The organism is Pseudoduganella sp. S-14 (assembly GCF_049913285.1).
Lineage (GTDB): Bacteria > Pseudomonadota > Gammaproteobacteria > Burkholderiales > Burkholderiaceae_D > Rugamonas.
This window is the reverse complement of record NZ_CP183991.1, coordinates 2081570-2096396: the sequence shown is the minus strand read 5'-3', so window position 1 is coordinate 2096396 and position 14827 is coordinate 2081570. Positions and strand designations below refer to the sequence as shown.

13 protein-coding genes are annotated in these 14827 nt (G+C 61.3%); 6 read left to right on the top strand and 7 right to left on the bottom strand.

All coding sequences use genetic code 11. The annotated features are described in order from the left end of the window. The first annotated feature begins 2 nt into the window (after nucleotides 1-2). Complete coding sequence (locus ACN9MZ_RS09585; protein WP_426341925.1) at nucleotides 3-965, top strand: GlxA family transcriptional regulator; 963 nt, start codon at nucleotides 3-5, stop codon at nucleotides 963-965. On the opposite strand, the gene pncB is transcribed toward ACN9MZ_RS09585, so the two are convergent. The 3 genes from pncB to ACN9MZ_RS09570 form a co-directional block, all read right to left on the bottom strand. Next, nucleotides 953-2143: a nicotinate phosphoribosyltransferase gene (gene pncB, locus ACN9MZ_RS09580; RefSeq protein ID WP_426342885.1), complete on the bottom strand. Its 1191-nt coding sequence runs from the start codon at nucleotides 2141-2143 to the stop codon at nucleotides 953-955. The two genes, ACN9MZ_RS09585 and pncB, sit on opposite strands and share 13 nt — an antisense overlap. Beyond that, entirely contained in the window at nucleotides 2143-2985 is an 843-nt protein-coding gene (locus ACN9MZ_RS09575; protein ID WP_426341924.1) for a cysteine hydrolase, read from the bottom strand. The genes pncB and ACN9MZ_RS09575 overlap by 1 nt, the downstream gene beginning before the upstream one ends. Before the next feature lie 141 nt (nucleotides 2986-3126). Then, on the bottom strand, nucleotides 3127-3741 hold the full coding sequence (locus ACN9MZ_RS09570) for an FMN-dependent NADH-azoreductase (RefSeq protein WP_426341923.1): 615 nt from the start codon (nucleotides 3739-3741) through the stop codon (nucleotides 3127-3129). Between the two features lie 101 nt (nucleotides 3742-3842). On the opposite strand from ACN9MZ_RS09570, the gene ACN9MZ_RS09565 reads away from it, so the two are divergent. Next, on the top strand, nucleotides 3843-4760 hold the full coding sequence (locus ACN9MZ_RS09565; RefSeq protein WP_426341922.1) for a LysR family transcriptional regulator: 918 nt from the start codon (nucleotides 3843-3845) through the stop codon (nucleotides 4758-4760). Nucleotides 4761-4852: 92 nt separating this feature from the next. Continuing rightward, on the top strand, nucleotides 4853-5113 hold the full coding sequence (locus ACN9MZ_RS09560) for a hypothetical protein (RefSeq protein WP_426341921.1): 261 nt from the start codon (nucleotides 4853-4855) through the stop codon (nucleotides 5111-5113). A gap of 12 nt (nucleotides 5114-5125) precedes the next feature. On the opposite strand, the gene ACN9MZ_RS09555 is transcribed toward ACN9MZ_RS09560, so the two are convergent. From ACN9MZ_RS09555 to ACN9MZ_RS09540, 4 genes are all read right to left on the bottom strand, one after another. Next, nucleotides 5126-5437: a chaperone modulator CbpM gene (locus ACN9MZ_RS09555; RefSeq protein ID WP_426341920.1), complete on the bottom strand. Its 312-nt coding sequence runs from the start codon at nucleotides 5435-5437 to the stop codon at nucleotides 5126-5128. Between the two features lie 3 nt (nucleotides 5438-5440). Continuing rightward, nucleotides 5441-6307, bottom strand: coding sequence for a DnaJ C-terminal domain-containing protein (locus ACN9MZ_RS09550; protein ID WP_426341919.1), 867 nt, complete (start codon nucleotides 6305-6307; stop codon nucleotides 5441-5443). Nucleotides 6308-7455: 1148 nt separating this feature from the next. Beyond that, nucleotides 7456-9279, bottom strand: coding sequence for a hypothetical protein (locus tag ACN9MZ_RS09545; protein WP_426341918.1), 1824 nt, complete (start codon nucleotides 9277-9279; stop codon nucleotides 7456-7458). Between the two features lie 174 nt (nucleotides 9280-9453). Further along, nucleotides 9454-10137: a beta/gamma crystallin-related protein gene (locus tag ACN9MZ_RS09540; protein WP_426341917.1), complete on the bottom strand. Its 684-nt coding sequence runs from the start codon at nucleotides 10135-10137 to the stop codon at nucleotides 9454-9456. A 97-nt stretch (nucleotides 10138-10234) separates the two neighbouring features. Here ACN9MZ_RS09540 and ACN9MZ_RS09535 point away from each other — a divergent pair, with 97 nt between their 5' ends. The 3 genes from ACN9MZ_RS09535 (at nucleotide 10235) to ACN9MZ_RS09525 (ending at nucleotide 14802) form a co-directional block, all read left to right on the top strand. Then, nucleotides 10235-11602 carry an MATE family efflux transporter gene (locus tag ACN9MZ_RS09535; RefSeq protein WP_426341916.1) on the top strand — a complete coding sequence of 456 codons (1368 nt, stop codon included), beginning with the start codon at nucleotides 10235-10237 and terminating at the stop codon, nucleotides 11600-11602. Between the two features lie 80 nt (nucleotides 11603-11682). Next, a complete protein-coding gene (locus ACN9MZ_RS09530) occupies nucleotides 11683-13899 on the top strand; it encodes a DPP IV N-terminal domain-containing protein (RefSeq protein ID WP_426341915.1) in 2217 nt (738 codons plus the stop codon). A 240-nt stretch (nucleotides 13900-14139) separates the two neighbouring features. Further along, nucleotides 14140-14802, top strand: a complete 663-nt coding sequence (locus tag ACN9MZ_RS09525; RefSeq protein WP_426341914.1) for a glutathione S-transferase family protein — start codon at nucleotides 14140-14142, stop codon at nucleotides 14800-14802. Nucleotides 14803-14827 lie beyond the last annotated feature (25 nt).

Below are 14827 nucleotides of genomic sequence, written 5' to 3'. Positions count from 1 at the left end.
CCATGCGTATCGCTTTACTCGTTTTCCCCGGCGTGCAATTGCTCGACGTGGCCGGGCCGATGGATGTCTTCCACGAAGCGTCCCGACAGTCGGGCAAGCCAGGCGCGTACCAGTTCGATCTGGTCGCGCTGGAGGAAGGTCCGGTTCGCGCCGACAACGGCATGTTGTTCCAGCCGACAGCCACCATCGATACACTGGACCACGCGGTGGACACGCTGCTTGTCACCGGCAGCCACACGGTGCAGGACGTCACCGGCAACGCGCGCCTGATGCAATGGCTGCAGCAGCAAGCAGCCGCGGTGCGCCGCATCGGCTCCGTATGCTCCGGCGCCTGGCTGCTGGCGCACGCCGGCCTGCTGGACGGCCGCCGCGTCACCACCCACTGGAATATTTCGGCCTCGCTGGCGCGGCGCTTCGAACAGGTGCGGGTCGAGCACGACCAGATCTACCTGCGCGACGGGAACCTCTATACCTCGGCCGGCGTGACGGCCGGCATGGACCTGGCGCTGGCCCTGGTCGAAGAAGACCTTGGCCGCAACGTGGCGCTGGCCGTAGCGCGCGAACTGGTAATGTTCATCAAGCGCCCCGGTGGCCAGTCGCAATTCAGCGCCCACCTGGCCGCGCAAACCGCGCAACGCGACCCGATCCGGCAAGTGCAGGAATGGGTGCTGAAAAACCTGGAAGAGGATCTGACCGTGGACCAGCTGGCCGCACAAGCGGGCATGAGCGTGCGCAACTTCTCGCGCGCATTCAAGAGCGATACTGGTGAAACTCCGGCCGACTTTGTCGAAGCCGCGCGGCTCGATACTGCGCGGCGCTTGCTGGAGGAAACCGCCAACCCGCTCAAGCGAATAGCGGCACGCAGCGGCTTTCACGACCAGAACAGCTTAAGGCGGGCCTTCGTGCGCCGCCTCGGCGTAACGCCGGGCGACTACCGCCTGCGCTTCCGTCCTCAGGAGGCCTGATGGTTGAACACCTGCCGCAGGTAGGCCAGGAAAGTCTCGTCCTTGCACAAGGTCTTGCCCGGCGAGTCGGACAGCTTGGCGACCGATTGCCCATTCAGGCGGATCAGCTTCATCACGATATTCAGCGGCTTGATGCCGACATCGTTGGTCAGCCAGGTACCAATGCCGAAGCCCACCATGATGCGGTCGGCGAACTGGCGGTACAGGCGGAAGGCGGTGTCGAAGTCCAGGCCGTCCGAGAACACCAGGCGCTTGGTATTGGAATCGATGCGCAAGGCCTGGTAATGCGCGATGGCCTTTTCGCCCCACACGATCGGATCGCCCGAATCGTGCCGCAAGCCGTCGAACAGCTTGGCGAAGTAAAGGTCGAAGTCGTTGAGGAAGGCGTCCATGCCCACCACGTCAGTCAGCGCGATACCGAGGTCGCCGCGGTACTCCTGCACCCAGGCCTCGAGCGAGGCCTTCTGAAAGTCGCGCAGCCGCACGCCGAACGCCTGGAAGGACTGCATGTACTCGTGGGCCATCGTGCCGATAGGGATCAGGCCAAATTTTTTCGCGATATAGACGTTGGAGGTACCTTTGAAGCACTGCGGCACCTCGCGTGCCAGGCGCTCGACGACTTCATCGTGCCAGGCGGAAGAAAAGCGGCGGCGCAGGCCAAAATCGGAAAATTCGAAGGGATGGCGCAGCGCAGGCGTCGTGCCGAAAGCCTTTAACTGCGCGATCTTCTCGCCCAGACGCTTGCGCCCTTCTTCCAGCGCGGCCGGCGTGCCGGCGCGGCGGAAGTACAACTCGTTGACGATGTAGAGCACGAAGATCTCATACGCCATGATGTGCACTTGCGGGCCCTCGGCGTGGATGACCAGGGTATTGCCTTCCGCGCGTACTTCAATGAACTTGCGCTGGAAGCGGAACACGGCGAGAAAGTCAACGAAGTCGCTCTTGATATAACGCAGGGAGCGCAGGTAATTCAGCTCGACCTCGGTGAAGGACATGCCGCACAGGTGGTCAAGCTGCGCCTCGACTTCTTCCTTCAGCTCCGACAGCGGGAAGACGGTCTGGTTGCGGCATACGAATTCATATTCGGCATGGGCGCTTGGGTGGCTATGCAGCAAAGCCTGCCACATCGTGAATTTATACAGGTCGGTTTCAAGCAGGCTGCGGACGACAGGGATCATCATTTGTTCTCCGCATTGGCCAGCAGTTCCGGCAGGACTTCAGCCGAAGTGGCAAGGCGCGCGCCGCGGCGCTGCATGGCTTGCGCGAATTCGAGGTATTGGTTTTCAAAGCCGGACACAGGACTCATGCAGTCGGTCACCAGCACCAGCTTGCGCGGGTCCACGTGGTCGGCGATATGTTCGGTGGTCGCCTTCACGCAATGGCTGCCGGCTTCGCCAGTGATGTAGACGATGTCGGCTTGCGACAGGCTGGCGATCAGTTCGCGGTTCAATTGCGAGGCAGGGTCGGTTGGATCAGGCACTTCGGCCATGACAGCGGAATAGTGCTCGGTCCACGGATTGGAGCCTTTGCCGACCTTGGCGACCACGGCATGGCGCGCCTCTTCCCAGGCGTTGTAGGCAGCGCGCACGGCATCGTGCACATTGTGGCCCCAGCTACCAATTTCGCAGTGGACCGGCCACACCATCAACTGATAGCGACCGGCGGATTCCAGCGCATCGAGGTAAGTCAGCACGCGCGGCAAGGCCGCTTCATCGCGCGGCGCGAACCGGCCGGCGCGCACGTCGGCAGCGGAAATCTGCGTGAACGGCCCCGGCGCTGTGCCTGCGGCCGTATGCCAGAAGGTCGGATGCGCCACATCATAGCGATGGTGCGAATCGAGCGTGACGGTAATGGCCGAAAGCCCGGCGCCGCCCTGGTCGATCAGGCTGGCGACGCGCAGCATGTCCTGGTGGGCGCCGGGAACCGGCAATGCCGGTACGGCAGGAGAATTGGCCTCGGAAGGCAAATCACAGAAATCGTTCTGCGGATCGATGATGAGCAAGTGGTAGTGGCGTTTCATTTTGCAATGATAGCAAATGATAAAAAAGGCAGCACGGGCCGGCGGGCCGATGCTGCCAAGTCCACTACGGGGAGAGTGAATGGTCGAGCCCGTGTCCCACCTTGGGGTCAGACCCCGAGGTGAGACACGGGCTGGGCTGTATCAGGCTGCGATCAGCTGCTCGATCGACTTCTGGGCCTTGGCCAGCGTATCGGCCACGGCTTGTTCGCCCATCGCTACGCCTTCGGCGCGGATGAACTGCACATCGGTCAGGCCGATGAAGCCCAGCACGGTGCGCAGGAAAGTGCTCAGGTGGTCGTATGCGACCGCCGCGCCTTCGCTGTACACGCCGCCGCTGGCTGTGAAGACATAGACCTTCTTGCCCTTCAGCAGGCCTTCCGGGCCGTTGGCGGTGTACTGGAAGGTGCGGCCGGCGCGGGCCACATGGTCGATCCAGGCCTTCAGCGACGATGGCACGGAGAAGTTGTACATCGGGGCGCCGATCACCACCACGTCCGCTGCAAACAGTTCGTCAACCAGGGTGTCGGACACTTTGACCACATGCGCCTGTTCCGCATTGCGCGCTTCGGCTGGCGTGAAGAAAGCGCCCATCATCTGCTCCGTCAGGTGCGGCACCGGACTGGCGGCCAGGTCGCGCTCGACCACCGTATCAGCAGGGTTGGCAGCCTTCCATTTGGCGATGAACTCAGCCGACAGTTGGCGGGACAGGGAACCAGCGCTACGCACGCTGCTATTGATGTAGAGAACGTTTGCCATGTACTTGCTCCAAGAAAAGTTGATGATTGCGGCCATCTTAGAACGGGTTTATTATCGATGAAATAGGTTTTATAACGATAGAAATTATCGATTTTATTGATATGCGAGATCCCGGCCTTCCCACCCTCGACCAGTTGCGCGTCTTCATCGCGGTGATCGACCACGGCGGTTTTGCCCATGCAGCGCGAGCCTTGCACCGGACCCAATCGGTGATCAGCTACACCATCGCCAACCTCGAAGAACAGCTGAATATCGCCCTGCTCGACCGCAGCACGCGCAAGCCGACCCTGACCGAAGCGGGCAAGACACTGCTGGCCGATGCGCGCGCCGTAACCAGCAAGGTGGACGGCATGCGCTCGCGCGCCAAGGCCCTCGGCATGGGCCTGGAGGCAGAGCTGAGCGTGGTGGTCGACGTCATGTTCCCGGCCTGCGTGCTGGTACGCGCGCTTGAGCAATTCCAGCGCGCTTTCCCGACCGTCTCGCTGCGCCTGCATACGGAAGCGCTAGGCGCCGTGGCACAGATGGTGGCCGAGCGCCGCTGCCAGCTGGGCGTGGCCGGCATGGCCGCCACCGCGCCCGTCAATATCGAGCGCCATGCCGCCGGCTTCGTAAAAATGATGCCGGTCTGCTCGCCGCTGCATCCATTGTCGCGTGAACCGGCACCGATCCCGACTTCGGTCTTGCGCGAGCACTTGCAACTCGTGGTGACCGACCGCAGCCCGTTGACCGAAGGCCGCGATTTCGGCGTACTGGGCTTGCGCGACTGGCGGCTGGGCGACCTGGGCTCCAAACACGCCCTGCTGCTAGGCGGCTTAGGCTGGGGCAATATGCCGGCACACATGGTCATGCGCGACCTGGCCGAAGGACGCCTGCTGAGCCTGCACACCCAGGAGGGCCGCGAGCTTGATTACCCGCTGTTTGTGATCCACCGCGGCGACGATGAGCTGGGGCCGGCCGGCAAATGGCTGCGCCAGAAATTCGTCGACATCGACCATACGCTGCCACCGGACGCTTTCTAAACATTCCTACAGGCCAGCGGCGTGTGCACCTACAGGCTTGCCTGCCACTTCGGCCTAGCATGGATTCGCTTCAACTAAAGAGGAGAGCGATCATGGCACCACGCAAGGACAGTGAGCAATCGGACGATTGGCGCAACCAGGCTGGGCAAGCCGGCCAGGGCGGCGGCAATCGCCAACAAGGCCAGCGCGAAAACCTGACCGGTGGCAACCAGCAATCCGACCAGGGCCGCGGCAGCAAGCAGAGCGACGTCGGCCAGGGCCAGCGCCAGGGCAACCGCGATGACTTGCAGGAAGAGGAAGAAGGTAATACCGGCAACCGCGGCAATCGCGGCGGCCGAGACCAGCAACGCTAAGCTGTCACGCAGCTAAGCCATTCCGGCGGCGCGCAGGCGCGATTTCAGGCGGCGGACCTCGTCGCACAGATCCACCACCAGCGCCGCCAAATCTTCGTCCGCATCGAAATCCCGTTCAAGCTGGGCCAGGCGACGCGCCCTCCCCAGGTCCACGCTGGTGAATTGCAGGGTTTCGATGCTTGTCCCTTCCCTGCCGACAAGGATGCCGCGTTGTACGTGATGCACGACCCATTCCGGCTCGACAGCGCAGGCACGCGCCAGTTCATCCAGCGTCAGTGCCTGGTGCTCCAGCGGCACGCCTTCCACAATCTCTTCCTTTGGCATCGCTCATCCTCCTATTTCGCGTTGCATCTGTTCGTATAGCGCGCGCCGCTCGGGCGTATCGGCTGGCGGGGCGAAGATTTCAAGAATCAGGTAGAGGTCGCCCGCCATGCCGGAGCTGTTGGCTGCGGGAATGCCGCGTCCTTTCAGGCGCAGCTTGCGGCCGCCTTGCGAATTGGGCGGCACGGTCACGGTCACGCGGCCCGAAGGCGTGCTCACTTCGCGCTCTCCGCCCAGCGCGGCAAGCCACGGCGGAATCGGCACTTTCTCGTAGACGTCGCGGCCTTCGGCACGGTAACGGTCATCGGACTGGAAGGCGATTTCAAGGTACAGGTCGCCTGCCTCGGCGCCATTCATGCCGGGCTGGCCCTGTCCTCCCAGCCGCAGCTGCTGGCCGGCCGTCACGCCCTTCGGGATATTCACCTTGAGCGTCCGCTCGCGACCCAGCGAAATCTCGCGCTGGGCGCCGTGATAGGCGTCGTGCAGGCCGATTTCGAGAACGGCGTGAATATCTTCACCACGCATGCGAAAACCCTGGCGGCCGCCGCGCTGTCCACCCACGTGGGCAAACAGGTCGGCAAAAAAATCTTCGGCGCTGCCTCCTCCGAAGCCGCCGCCCCAGTCAGGTGGTGGGCGGAATTCCTGGCCAGCGCGGTACTGGCCGCTGCCCAGCGAATCATAGGCGGCACGCTTTTCGGCATCGCCAAGCACACCGTAAGCTTCGTTTAGCTCCTTGGTACGTGCATCGGCATCGGCTTCCTTGCTGACGTCCGGGTGATACTTGCGGACCAGCTTGCGGTAAGCCTTCTTGATCTCGTCTTCGCTGGCAGTCTTGGGGACTCCCAGCGTGGCGTAGTAATCCTTGTATTCCACGTGGCACGCTCCCGAAATGGCGTCATCGCCAGTCTAGCGGAAAACGCGCACAAATGTCCGTTGCCGCATTTACGGGGTGCCATAGGAACTTCTTCGAAAATTCCGGCTGAATCTGCCGGGGAGGAGCAACGAAGTCCTTTTCCATTGAAAAAGCCTTCACCAGTGACGGCCGAGCGATACTCCAACCGTTCAATTACTGTTCCGCAATGATGGAAATTCCCTTGAAACGGATCGCTAGTCATGAGCTCTGCTTAACGCTCACCCGGACAGGAGTTCTGGCTCCTCGTACATGTCGCGCCGAAACAATACGCTCGATGATCGGACTCGAGATCCCTGCACGAGCCATGTACTGGCAAGCTTCAGCCACACCAGCCAAATACAGCAGCGACAGGCCACATTGAACCATCTTCGCCATTTCGTGATCTTGCCGCCGTTGAGCCTTGCTTGGACCGGTAGACATATGCACCTCCTTGCTGATAGAAAGTATATGCACATGTCAGACGGCTTGCCGGAAAATTCACAATACGAGCGTTCGAAAAAAAACTGTTAGTTATGCGCCGTCAGGCTGCGGTCACAGGACGGCAAGACTGAGGCTCCAGGTGCGCCGCCAGGATGTGGGCAATGACCTCGGGGGTACATCCGCGCTCAAACAGGAATTCAACGGCAGCGCGTCGAGACTGGCTGTTTGCAATGGCAATCGCGTCATCGGCTAACGCGCACTTGTTGTGGTCTGGCCGTTCCGATGACATGGCAGCCCTCGTGTCTAATGGCAGGTGCTTTTGATACCGTTAGTATGCGCGCGTTTCCTCCAAAGCTGCGACCTATTCTTGAGTCCGGCTGTAGTATAAATGTCATGACACGGCGCTACGACACCATTACTGCTGAACGACTGTCCATTGCGCTGCTCACTCGAGCGGCATTTGGTGCTCGGGCGGGATTGCGCTCCGCTTTGTTCTACGGCGTTAACGCGCCGTTGGCGGAAGAAGTGTTTGGTCGGCCAGCATCAAAAGTCCGAGTGCATGTATCCGGCGCAGATGCACAAATTGACCGGAGAAAGAAGTCCCGATAGCGGCTTCAGTGACTTCGTCAGCGAAGCCGCGCCCTGGGCCAGCGGCGCTGGCGCGCCCCTGGCCTGGCATGGCTACAGATTAGCGCTTATACGCAGTCTCCATGATGCGCTGGTAGTTGTCCCGGGATTCCATCCAGACGGCGCGCGCCTTGACAGTCTCGCCCGTCACCAACGCCGGGAGCTTGAAGCTGGTGCTGAAGGTACCCGCCGCAGTCGGCGATTCAGTCGACTCCAGGCTAGTGCGGCCATTCGAGGTTTCCTCGGTGATCGAGAGCCAGGTCACAGTGCCCGGGTTGACACTGGAGACTGCCAGCGTGAGGTCACGGGTGCTGTAGCTGGACAGTGCTGCCAGGCTCTGCTCCGACAGCGTTGCGAAGGCGGTGCTGGCCTTGGTTTCGGTCAGGGTCAGTGGACGGCGCTGCACTTTCAGGACGTAGGTGCCGTCGGCGCTGCCGGACGCGAAGGAGAGCTTGACATTGGAGGCGTCATACGCAGTCAGCACATACACTGCATTATCAGGCAGGCGGGCAATGCCATCGTCGCCCATTGGCGAAATGCCGCCGCAGTCGGTGCCCATCACATAGGTATCCGACGAGCTGACGTTGTTGACCCACCTTTCGCCCACGCCTGGCGCGTTGTAGCGCAAGCCTGCCTGCGGCATGCCAGGACCGGTGATGACGATGTGGTCGAGCGTGCCAGTGGTCGTATTGTTGTTCAGGGTACGGTCGGTAATATTGAAGTTGATGCCGGTGCGGTAGCAGGTGCCGCTGGCGCCAACAATCTTGCTCATGCTGGCAAATGCTTCCAGCTCCAGCGCGCGCTGGTTGCCATGCAGACGCCATACGCCGTCGGTCGGGCTCTTGCGAATCTTCCAGTTTTCCAGGCGGTCCATGATCTGGCCTGACTTGGTCTTCACGGTGAACGACACGCGGGCAGTGATCTTGGCTGGATCGCTGTAATCGATCTGGTGGATTTCAATGTCGCTGAAAGTGGCGCCTACCAGGGCAGGTTCACTCACCAGGTGGCCGAAGAAGGCCGAGGCATTCACGTCGTCGCTGAGGAAGCCGGTGGTTGCAAATGGCAGCAGCGCATCTACCGTTGGCAGGCCGTCGGCGAACTTGGCGATGAAATCGGTCAGCGCCTTCTTCACCAGCGGTGCATCGGTGGTGGCGGTGCTGATATTGTCCGCTGCCAGTTTCGTCGGGTTGGTTTCGACGGCGGCCTTCTGCTTCAGGTCGTCGGTGATAACCGAAGTGTTGGCGCTGGTGCTGATGGTGGCCACGGCGGTGCTCGCGTCTACCGTGACGTGGATTGCGTCCAGTGCCTTATCGAGCGGGCTCGACAATGGAACGAAGGGCGTGCGCAGCAGGTCGGCGTTGGCATCGACGCCCAGCGCGGTCAGGATCGCTTGCAGCTTTTCCTTGAGTTTGGCAGCTTCAGCATCGATCGTCGCAGCGGTGGCGGTAGAAGCGCTTTTATCGAACTGGTCGAAATAATCCGCCGAAACCTGGCCGCCTACATTTGCAGCGATCAGGTCGGTAAGCTGGGTGATATTGATCTTGCCGGCGGCATCGGCGCTGGTGGCGATCGAGTGCACGGTATAGACCTGGCCGTTGGCCAAGCCAGAGGCGCGGAACACGAACGGGCCGGTCATGCCGGTGACATCGACCGAATACGCGCCGTTGGCGCCAATCTGGGCGACTTTGGTGGCGCCTTTCGAATCCTTGACGGTGACGCTGCCGGCCAGTGGCGCGCCCACTGCTGCCGTACCGCTGAATACCACCGAAACCGGCGACGTCTGCACCGGTGGCGGCGTCGTTTCGCTGCTTGAATTGCTGCCCCCGCCGCATGCGGCCAAGGCCATGCTCACGGCACTTGCCAAAATCAGTTTGTTGAACTTCATTCTACCCTCAGGTTGTTAGCATTTAGATTATCTAATAGATATTATTAATATTTCCATATGGAAATTATAAATACTATTAAACAATACTAGCACAGCCTTGGAGCCTGCCTCAAATCCGGCGTTGCAAAAAAAAAGCGCGCTGTGAAGCGCGCTTTTCTGGGGAGCAGTTTCCGATCAGCGTACGCGGCGGATCGAGGAGATGCGGTCGCTGAAGTCCCTCAGGTCCGGGTAGCGGCCTGGGGCGAATGTGCGGCACTGGCCGCCAAAGTCGGCGTGTTCGCACGCTTCCCAGGTACCGTAATTGACGACCATCGAATTCGCGTTGTCGTTGAAATGGACATCGCGCAGGGTGCTCAAGTCGTTGTTGATCTGCACGATGCGGCCGCGGAAGCCGTTGTCGTTGAACAACTCTACCGCCGGGCCACGCTGCTCCTGCTCATATTCACGATAGTCGCGGCGTTCTTCGCGGCGCTCTTCACGCCAGCGGTCATCACGATCACGGTTATCGTGGCCCCAGCCCCAGCCCTGGCCGCGGTCGCGGCGGCGCTCGATCTCGCGGGCGGAGGAAAAGTTGTTGTTGAACTGGCGCAGGTTAGGGTATTCGCCGCGCTCGAAAACGGCACACTGGCCCTGGAAGTTAACGTGCTCGCACAGTTCCCAGGTGCCGGAACGCACCACAAGGCTCGAAGCGCGGTCGTTGAAATCGAAGTCGCGGAAGTTGTTGGCGGCGCCGTCGGCAATCACCACGCGCTGGCCGCGAAAGTCTTCACGCGAGAAGAGTTGCAGTTCACCGGCCGAAGCGGCCTGGCCAAGAAGGGAAGCGACCAGCAGGAAAGCGGCGGTCAAGGTATTCTTCATTACTAAATCTCCGATATTCAGGCATCCTAAGCGCTCTAACGCGGCGCAAAGGCCGTTAGACTACCCTACCTTGTAACAAATTCCTACTGTGCAACACATGCCGACGACAATTTCGACCGCCAATTTACGCAACGAAGCAACAGCATTATGGAAATTGGCCTGGCCGGTATTGATTGGGCAACTCGCCACGGTCGGCATGGCGGTGGCGGACGTGGCGATGACCGGCCACACCCGGGCGTCCGAGCTGGCTGCAGTGTCGACCGGCGCTGCGATCTGGTCCATCGTGCTGGTGACCGTGATGGGAACCATGATGGCAATGAATACCCTGGTGGCGCATGAAGTGGGCGCCGGCAATTACCAGCGCATCCCGCACCTGGTGCGCCAGGGCCTGTGGAAAGGCCTGGGCGTCGGCATTGTGGCCATGCTGCTGGCCAATCTCTGCACCCTGCTGTTCGACCACCTGCAACTGGCGCCGGAAGTCAACCAGCGCGCTTCGCTGTTCGTGCACATCATCAGTATCGGCCTGCCGCCGTTCGCCTGTTATCGCGCACTGTATGGCTACAGCGCCAGCATCAACCAGACCAAGCCCGTGATGGTGATTGCCCTGTTCGGGCTGGCCTTCAACGTTTTCGTGAACTGGTTGCTGATCTTCGGCCATTGGGGCTTGCCGGCCATGGGTGGCGTGGGTTGCGCAGTGTCGACCGGCATCTGCATGTGGCTGATGCTCGGCGCCATGCTGGCGTGGATGCGTATTTCGCGCGCCTATCGCGCCACCTATCCTTTCACGCATTGGGAGGGACCGCACTGCCCTGAAATCCGCAGCATGCTGCGGCTTGGCCTGCCGATCGGCGTGACCTACTTCGCCGAGGTCAGTGCCTTCGGCGCGGTGGCGCTGCTGGTGGCGCGCTTCGGGGTGATCGAGCAATCGGCGCACCAGATTGCACTGAACTTCTCGTCGCTGGTGTTCATGGTGCCGCTTAGCCTGGGCATTGGCATGGTGACGCGCGTGGGCCAGGCGCTGGGCGAAGGCGATGCGCGCCGTGCCCGTTCGGCTTCATGGGTCGGGCTGGGCATGGCGCTGGCGTTTGCCGTGGTGTCGGCTGCGTTCATTGCCGCATTCCGCAACGAGATCGCGGCCGCCTACACCAGTGATGTCGCAGTCCAGCAGACTTGCGTCACCCTGCTGTTGTTTGCAGCGCTGTTCCAGTTGTCCGACGCAACGCAGGTGGCGGCGGCATGTGCAATCCGCGGCTACAAAGTGACGCGCGGGCCGATGCTGATCCAGCTGTTGGCGTTCTGGGTGTTTGCGCTACCGGTCGGCTGCCTGCTGGGCTTGTGGAAGGAGATGGCGGCAGCCGGCTTCTGGATCGGCCTGGTGCTCGGCCTGACAATTGCTGCCATTTTGCTCACGGCCTACTTGCGCGCATTGTCGAATTCCCGCGTTGCCGAAGGAAAAACGGCATAGGGCATAGCATTCCGAATTTCAGCGGGGGCGGGTTCTGGTATTGTCTTGCGATTCGTAAATAAACCATTCCGGGACAAACAATGCGCCTTATCCTCACCCTGGTAGCCCTGCTGGCCGCCGGCACCGCTTCCGCCGAACGTCTCACACTGGAACGCCTGTATGCCGATCCGGCCCTTTCCGGGCCTGGCGTGCGTGCCCTCAAGGTTTCACCGGATGGCGCCCGCGTCACCTTCCTGCGCGCCCGCGCGGACGACCAATACCAGATGGACCTGTGGGAATACAATATGAAGGACAAGACCACGCGCCGCCTGGTCGACTCCAAGGCCCTGGTCCCGGTGGAGAACTTGTCCGACGCTGAAAAAGCACTGCGCGAACGCGCCCGCACCGCAGCCCTGAAAGGCATTATTTCCTATAACTGGTCACCTGATGGCCAACAGTTGCTGGTGCCGCTGGCCGGCAACCTGTACCTGGTCGACCTGTCGAAACCTGACAGCGCGCGCCTGGTTGCATCGGGCAGCGTCATCGATCCGAAAATTTCGCCGAAGGGTAAATACGTTTCCTTCGTTCGCAACCAGAACCTGTTCGTGATCGACCTGGCTACCGGCAAGGAGCGCCAGCTGACCACTGACGGCAAGGGCACCGTACATAACGGCGAAGCAGAATTCGTGGCGCAGGAAGAAATGCACCAGTTCACCGGCTACTACTGGGCGCCGGACGATTCCGCCATTGCCTTCCGCTGGTACGACGAAGCGCAAGTGCCGGTGGCGCGCCGCTTCGAGATTTATGCCGACCGCACCGACGTAGTGGAGCAGCGCTACCCAGCCGCCGGCGACAAGAACGCCATCGTCGGCCTGAAGATCGTGTCGCCAGCCGGCGGCGAGATCCGCGACGTGGACCTGGGCGCCAACAAGGACATCTACCTGGTGCGTGCCGACTGGAGCAAGGACGCCAGGTCGCTGTTCTTCCAGCGCCAGTCGCGCGACCAGAAGACGCTGGAACTGATCGCAGTCGATGCGGCCACGCTGGCACAGCGCCCTGTGCTGACCGAAACCTCGAAAACCTGGACCACCATCAATGACGACCTGCGCTTCCTGGAAAGCGGCAAGGGCTTTATCTGGTCGTCCGAGCGCAGTGGCCGCAATCACCTGTACTTCTACGGCATGGACGGCAAACTGAAACACGCCATCTCCAAAGGAGATTGGGGCTTCGACGATGTGCTGGCGGTGGACGAGAAAGCGGGCAAGGTCTTCGTCTCTTCCAACAAGGACGCAGTCTACGACAAGCAGGTCTATGAGCTGAAACTGGACGGCTCGACCGCCGACAAGCCAAAGCGCATTACCCAGGCTGACGGTTGGCATGACGCCTCCTTCTCCAAGCATGGCGAAGTGTTCGTGGATACCTGGTCCGATCCGGCTACCCCGCCGCAGGTGGCGATCCGCCGTCCGGACGGTGCGCTGGTGAGCTGGCTGGAAAAGAATGAGGTCAACGAGTCGCATCCCTACTTCAAGTACAAGTCGGACCAGTTGCCGGTCGAATTCGGCAATATGAAGGCGAAGGATGGCCAGACCCTGTACTACTCGATGATCAAGCCGTACAAGTTTGACGCCGGCAAGAAGTATCCGGTCTACCTGTCCACCTACGGCGGCCCGCACTCGCAGCACGTGACCCGCAAGTGGGACAGCCAGCAATTCGACCAGTACATGGCGCAGCAAGGCTATGTGGTTTTCCGCCTTGATAATCGCGGCTCCTCGCGCCGTGAACGCGTGTTTACCGATGCGATCTACCGCAACCTGGGCAAGGTGGAAGTGGAAGACCAGCTGACCGGCATCGACTGGCTGGGCCAGCAGCCGTTCGTGGACGCCAAGCGCATCGGCGTGTACGGCTGGAGCTATGGCGGCTTCATGACCCTGCGCCTGCTGTCGCAAGGCTCGGACAAGATCGCGGCCGGCGTGTCCGGCGCACCGGTGACCGACTGGGGCCTGTACGACACCCACTACACCGAGCAGTTCATGGACCGCCCATCCGACAACGTGGAAGGCTACAAGCAATCGAACGTGTTCTATCACGTCGACGGCCTGAAGTCGAAGCTGCTGCTGATCCACGGCATGGCGGACGACAACGTCCTGTTCACCAACACCACCAAGATGATCGACGCGCTGGTGAATCGCGGCGTGCAGTTCGAGCTGATGACCTACCCGGGCGCCAAGCACGGCGTCTCTAACCGCCTGGCCAAGCGCCACGTGCAAACCTACATCGACGCCTTCTTCCGCAAGCACCTGAAGCCGGAATCGAACTAAACTCCGGCCAATAGCCCTGTCTTCAAGCCCGCCCGCGCAAGCCGGCGGGCTCTTTCTTTGCTGCGCATCAAACTGCCCCCATCGTGCCAAGCTATCGTGAGCTGGATGGGTGCTGTCCTGGCGCTGAACTTTGCCGTCGGGATGAGCGCAATTTTCTTGATGAAATAAGCCCTCTCCTGTCGAATCAAGAATGCCTCGCCCGTCGTAGTGGTACGATCAACCACACCCGACGGAGGCCACATGTCCCTGCAACTTTTCTACCATCCCCTTTCATCCTATTCCATGAAGGCGCTGATTGCGCTGTACGAAAACGGCACGCCGTTCGAGTACCGCATGCTGTCGCCGGAACATCCTGAAAACTGCGCACAGTTTGCCGGACTGTGGCCGATCCACAAATTCCCCATCCTGCTGGACGGCGAGCGTATGGTGGTGGAGGCCAGCATCGTGATCGAACACCTGGCGCTTCACTATCCGGGACCGGTAAAGCTGCTTCCCACGGATCCGAAAGCGGCTCTGGAAGTACGCATGATGGACCGCTTCTTCGACAACCACGTCGCCACGCCGCAGCAAAAGCTGGTGGCCGACGCCTTGCGCCCCGAAGGCGAGCACGACGGCTACGGCACGGCCGAAGCGCGCCGCAAGCTCGATACGGCCTACGCGTGGCTGGACAACGTGATGGTACGTCGCACCTGGGCAGCCGGCGAGGAATTCAGCATGGCCGACTGCGCAGCCGCCCCTTTCCTGCTGTATGCGCACTGGTCACACCCGATTCCGGCCAGGCATGAGCATGTGGTGGCCTATCTGGCGCGCCTGCGTACGCGCCCCTCGTTCGCCCGGGCCTGGGCCGAGGCCAAGCCGTACCGCCATATGTTCCCGCTGGGCGTCCCGGCCGGCGAGGAATGAGCGCCGCAAACGGCGAAAACTGAGT

What these genes read in the sequence shown, in the direction of transcription:
- ACN9MZ_RS09575 (WP_426341924.1), bottom strand. Translation starts at nt 2,985, where the DNA reads ATGAAACGCCACTACCACTTGCTCATCATCGATCCGCAGAACGATTTC.
- ACN9MZ_RS09585 (WP_426341925.1), top strand. Translation starts at nt 3, where the DNA reads ATGCGTATCGCTTTACTCGTTTTCCCCGGCGTGCAATTGCTCGACGTG.
- ACN9MZ_RS09525 (WP_426341914.1), top strand. Translation starts at nt 14,140, where the DNA reads ATGTCCCTGCAACTTTTCTACCATCCCCTTTCATCCTATTCCATGAAG.
- ACN9MZ_RS09535 (WP_426341916.1), top strand. Translation starts at nt 10,235, where the DNA reads ATGCCGACGACAATTTCGACCGCCAATTTACGCAACGAAGCAACAGCA.
- ACN9MZ_RS09540 (WP_426341917.1), bottom strand. Translation starts at nt 10,137, where the DNA reads ATGAAGAATACCTTGACCGCCGCTTTCCTGCTGGTCGCTTCCCTTCTT.
- pncB (WP_426342885.1), bottom strand. Translation starts at nt 2,143, where the DNA reads ATGATCCCTGTCGTCCGCAGCCTGCTTGAAACCGACCTGTATAAATTC.
- ACN9MZ_RS09565 (WP_426341922.1), top strand. Translation starts at nt 3,843, where the DNA reads ATGCGAGATCCCGGCCTTCCCACCCTCGACCAGTTGCGCGTCTTCATC.
- ACN9MZ_RS09545 (WP_426341918.1), bottom strand. Translation starts at nt 9,279, where the DNA reads ATGAAGTTCAACAAACTGATTTTGGCAAGTGCCGTGAGCATGGCCTTG.
- ACN9MZ_RS09530 (WP_426341915.1), top strand. Translation starts at nt 11,683, where the DNA reads ATGCGCCTTATCCTCACCCTGGTAGCCCTGCTGGCCGCCGGCACCGCT.
- ACN9MZ_RS09555 (WP_426341920.1), bottom strand. Translation starts at nt 5,437, where the DNA reads ATGCCAAAGGAAGAGATTGTGGAAGGCGTGCCGCTGGAGCACCAGGCA.
- ACN9MZ_RS09560 (WP_426341921.1), top strand. Translation starts at nt 4,853, where the DNA reads ATGGCACCACGCAAGGACAGTGAGCAATCGGACGATTGGCGCAACCAG.
- ACN9MZ_RS09570 (WP_426341923.1), bottom strand. Translation starts at nt 3,741, where the DNA reads ATGGCAAACGTTCTCTACATCAATAGCAGCGTGCGTAGCGCTGGTTCC.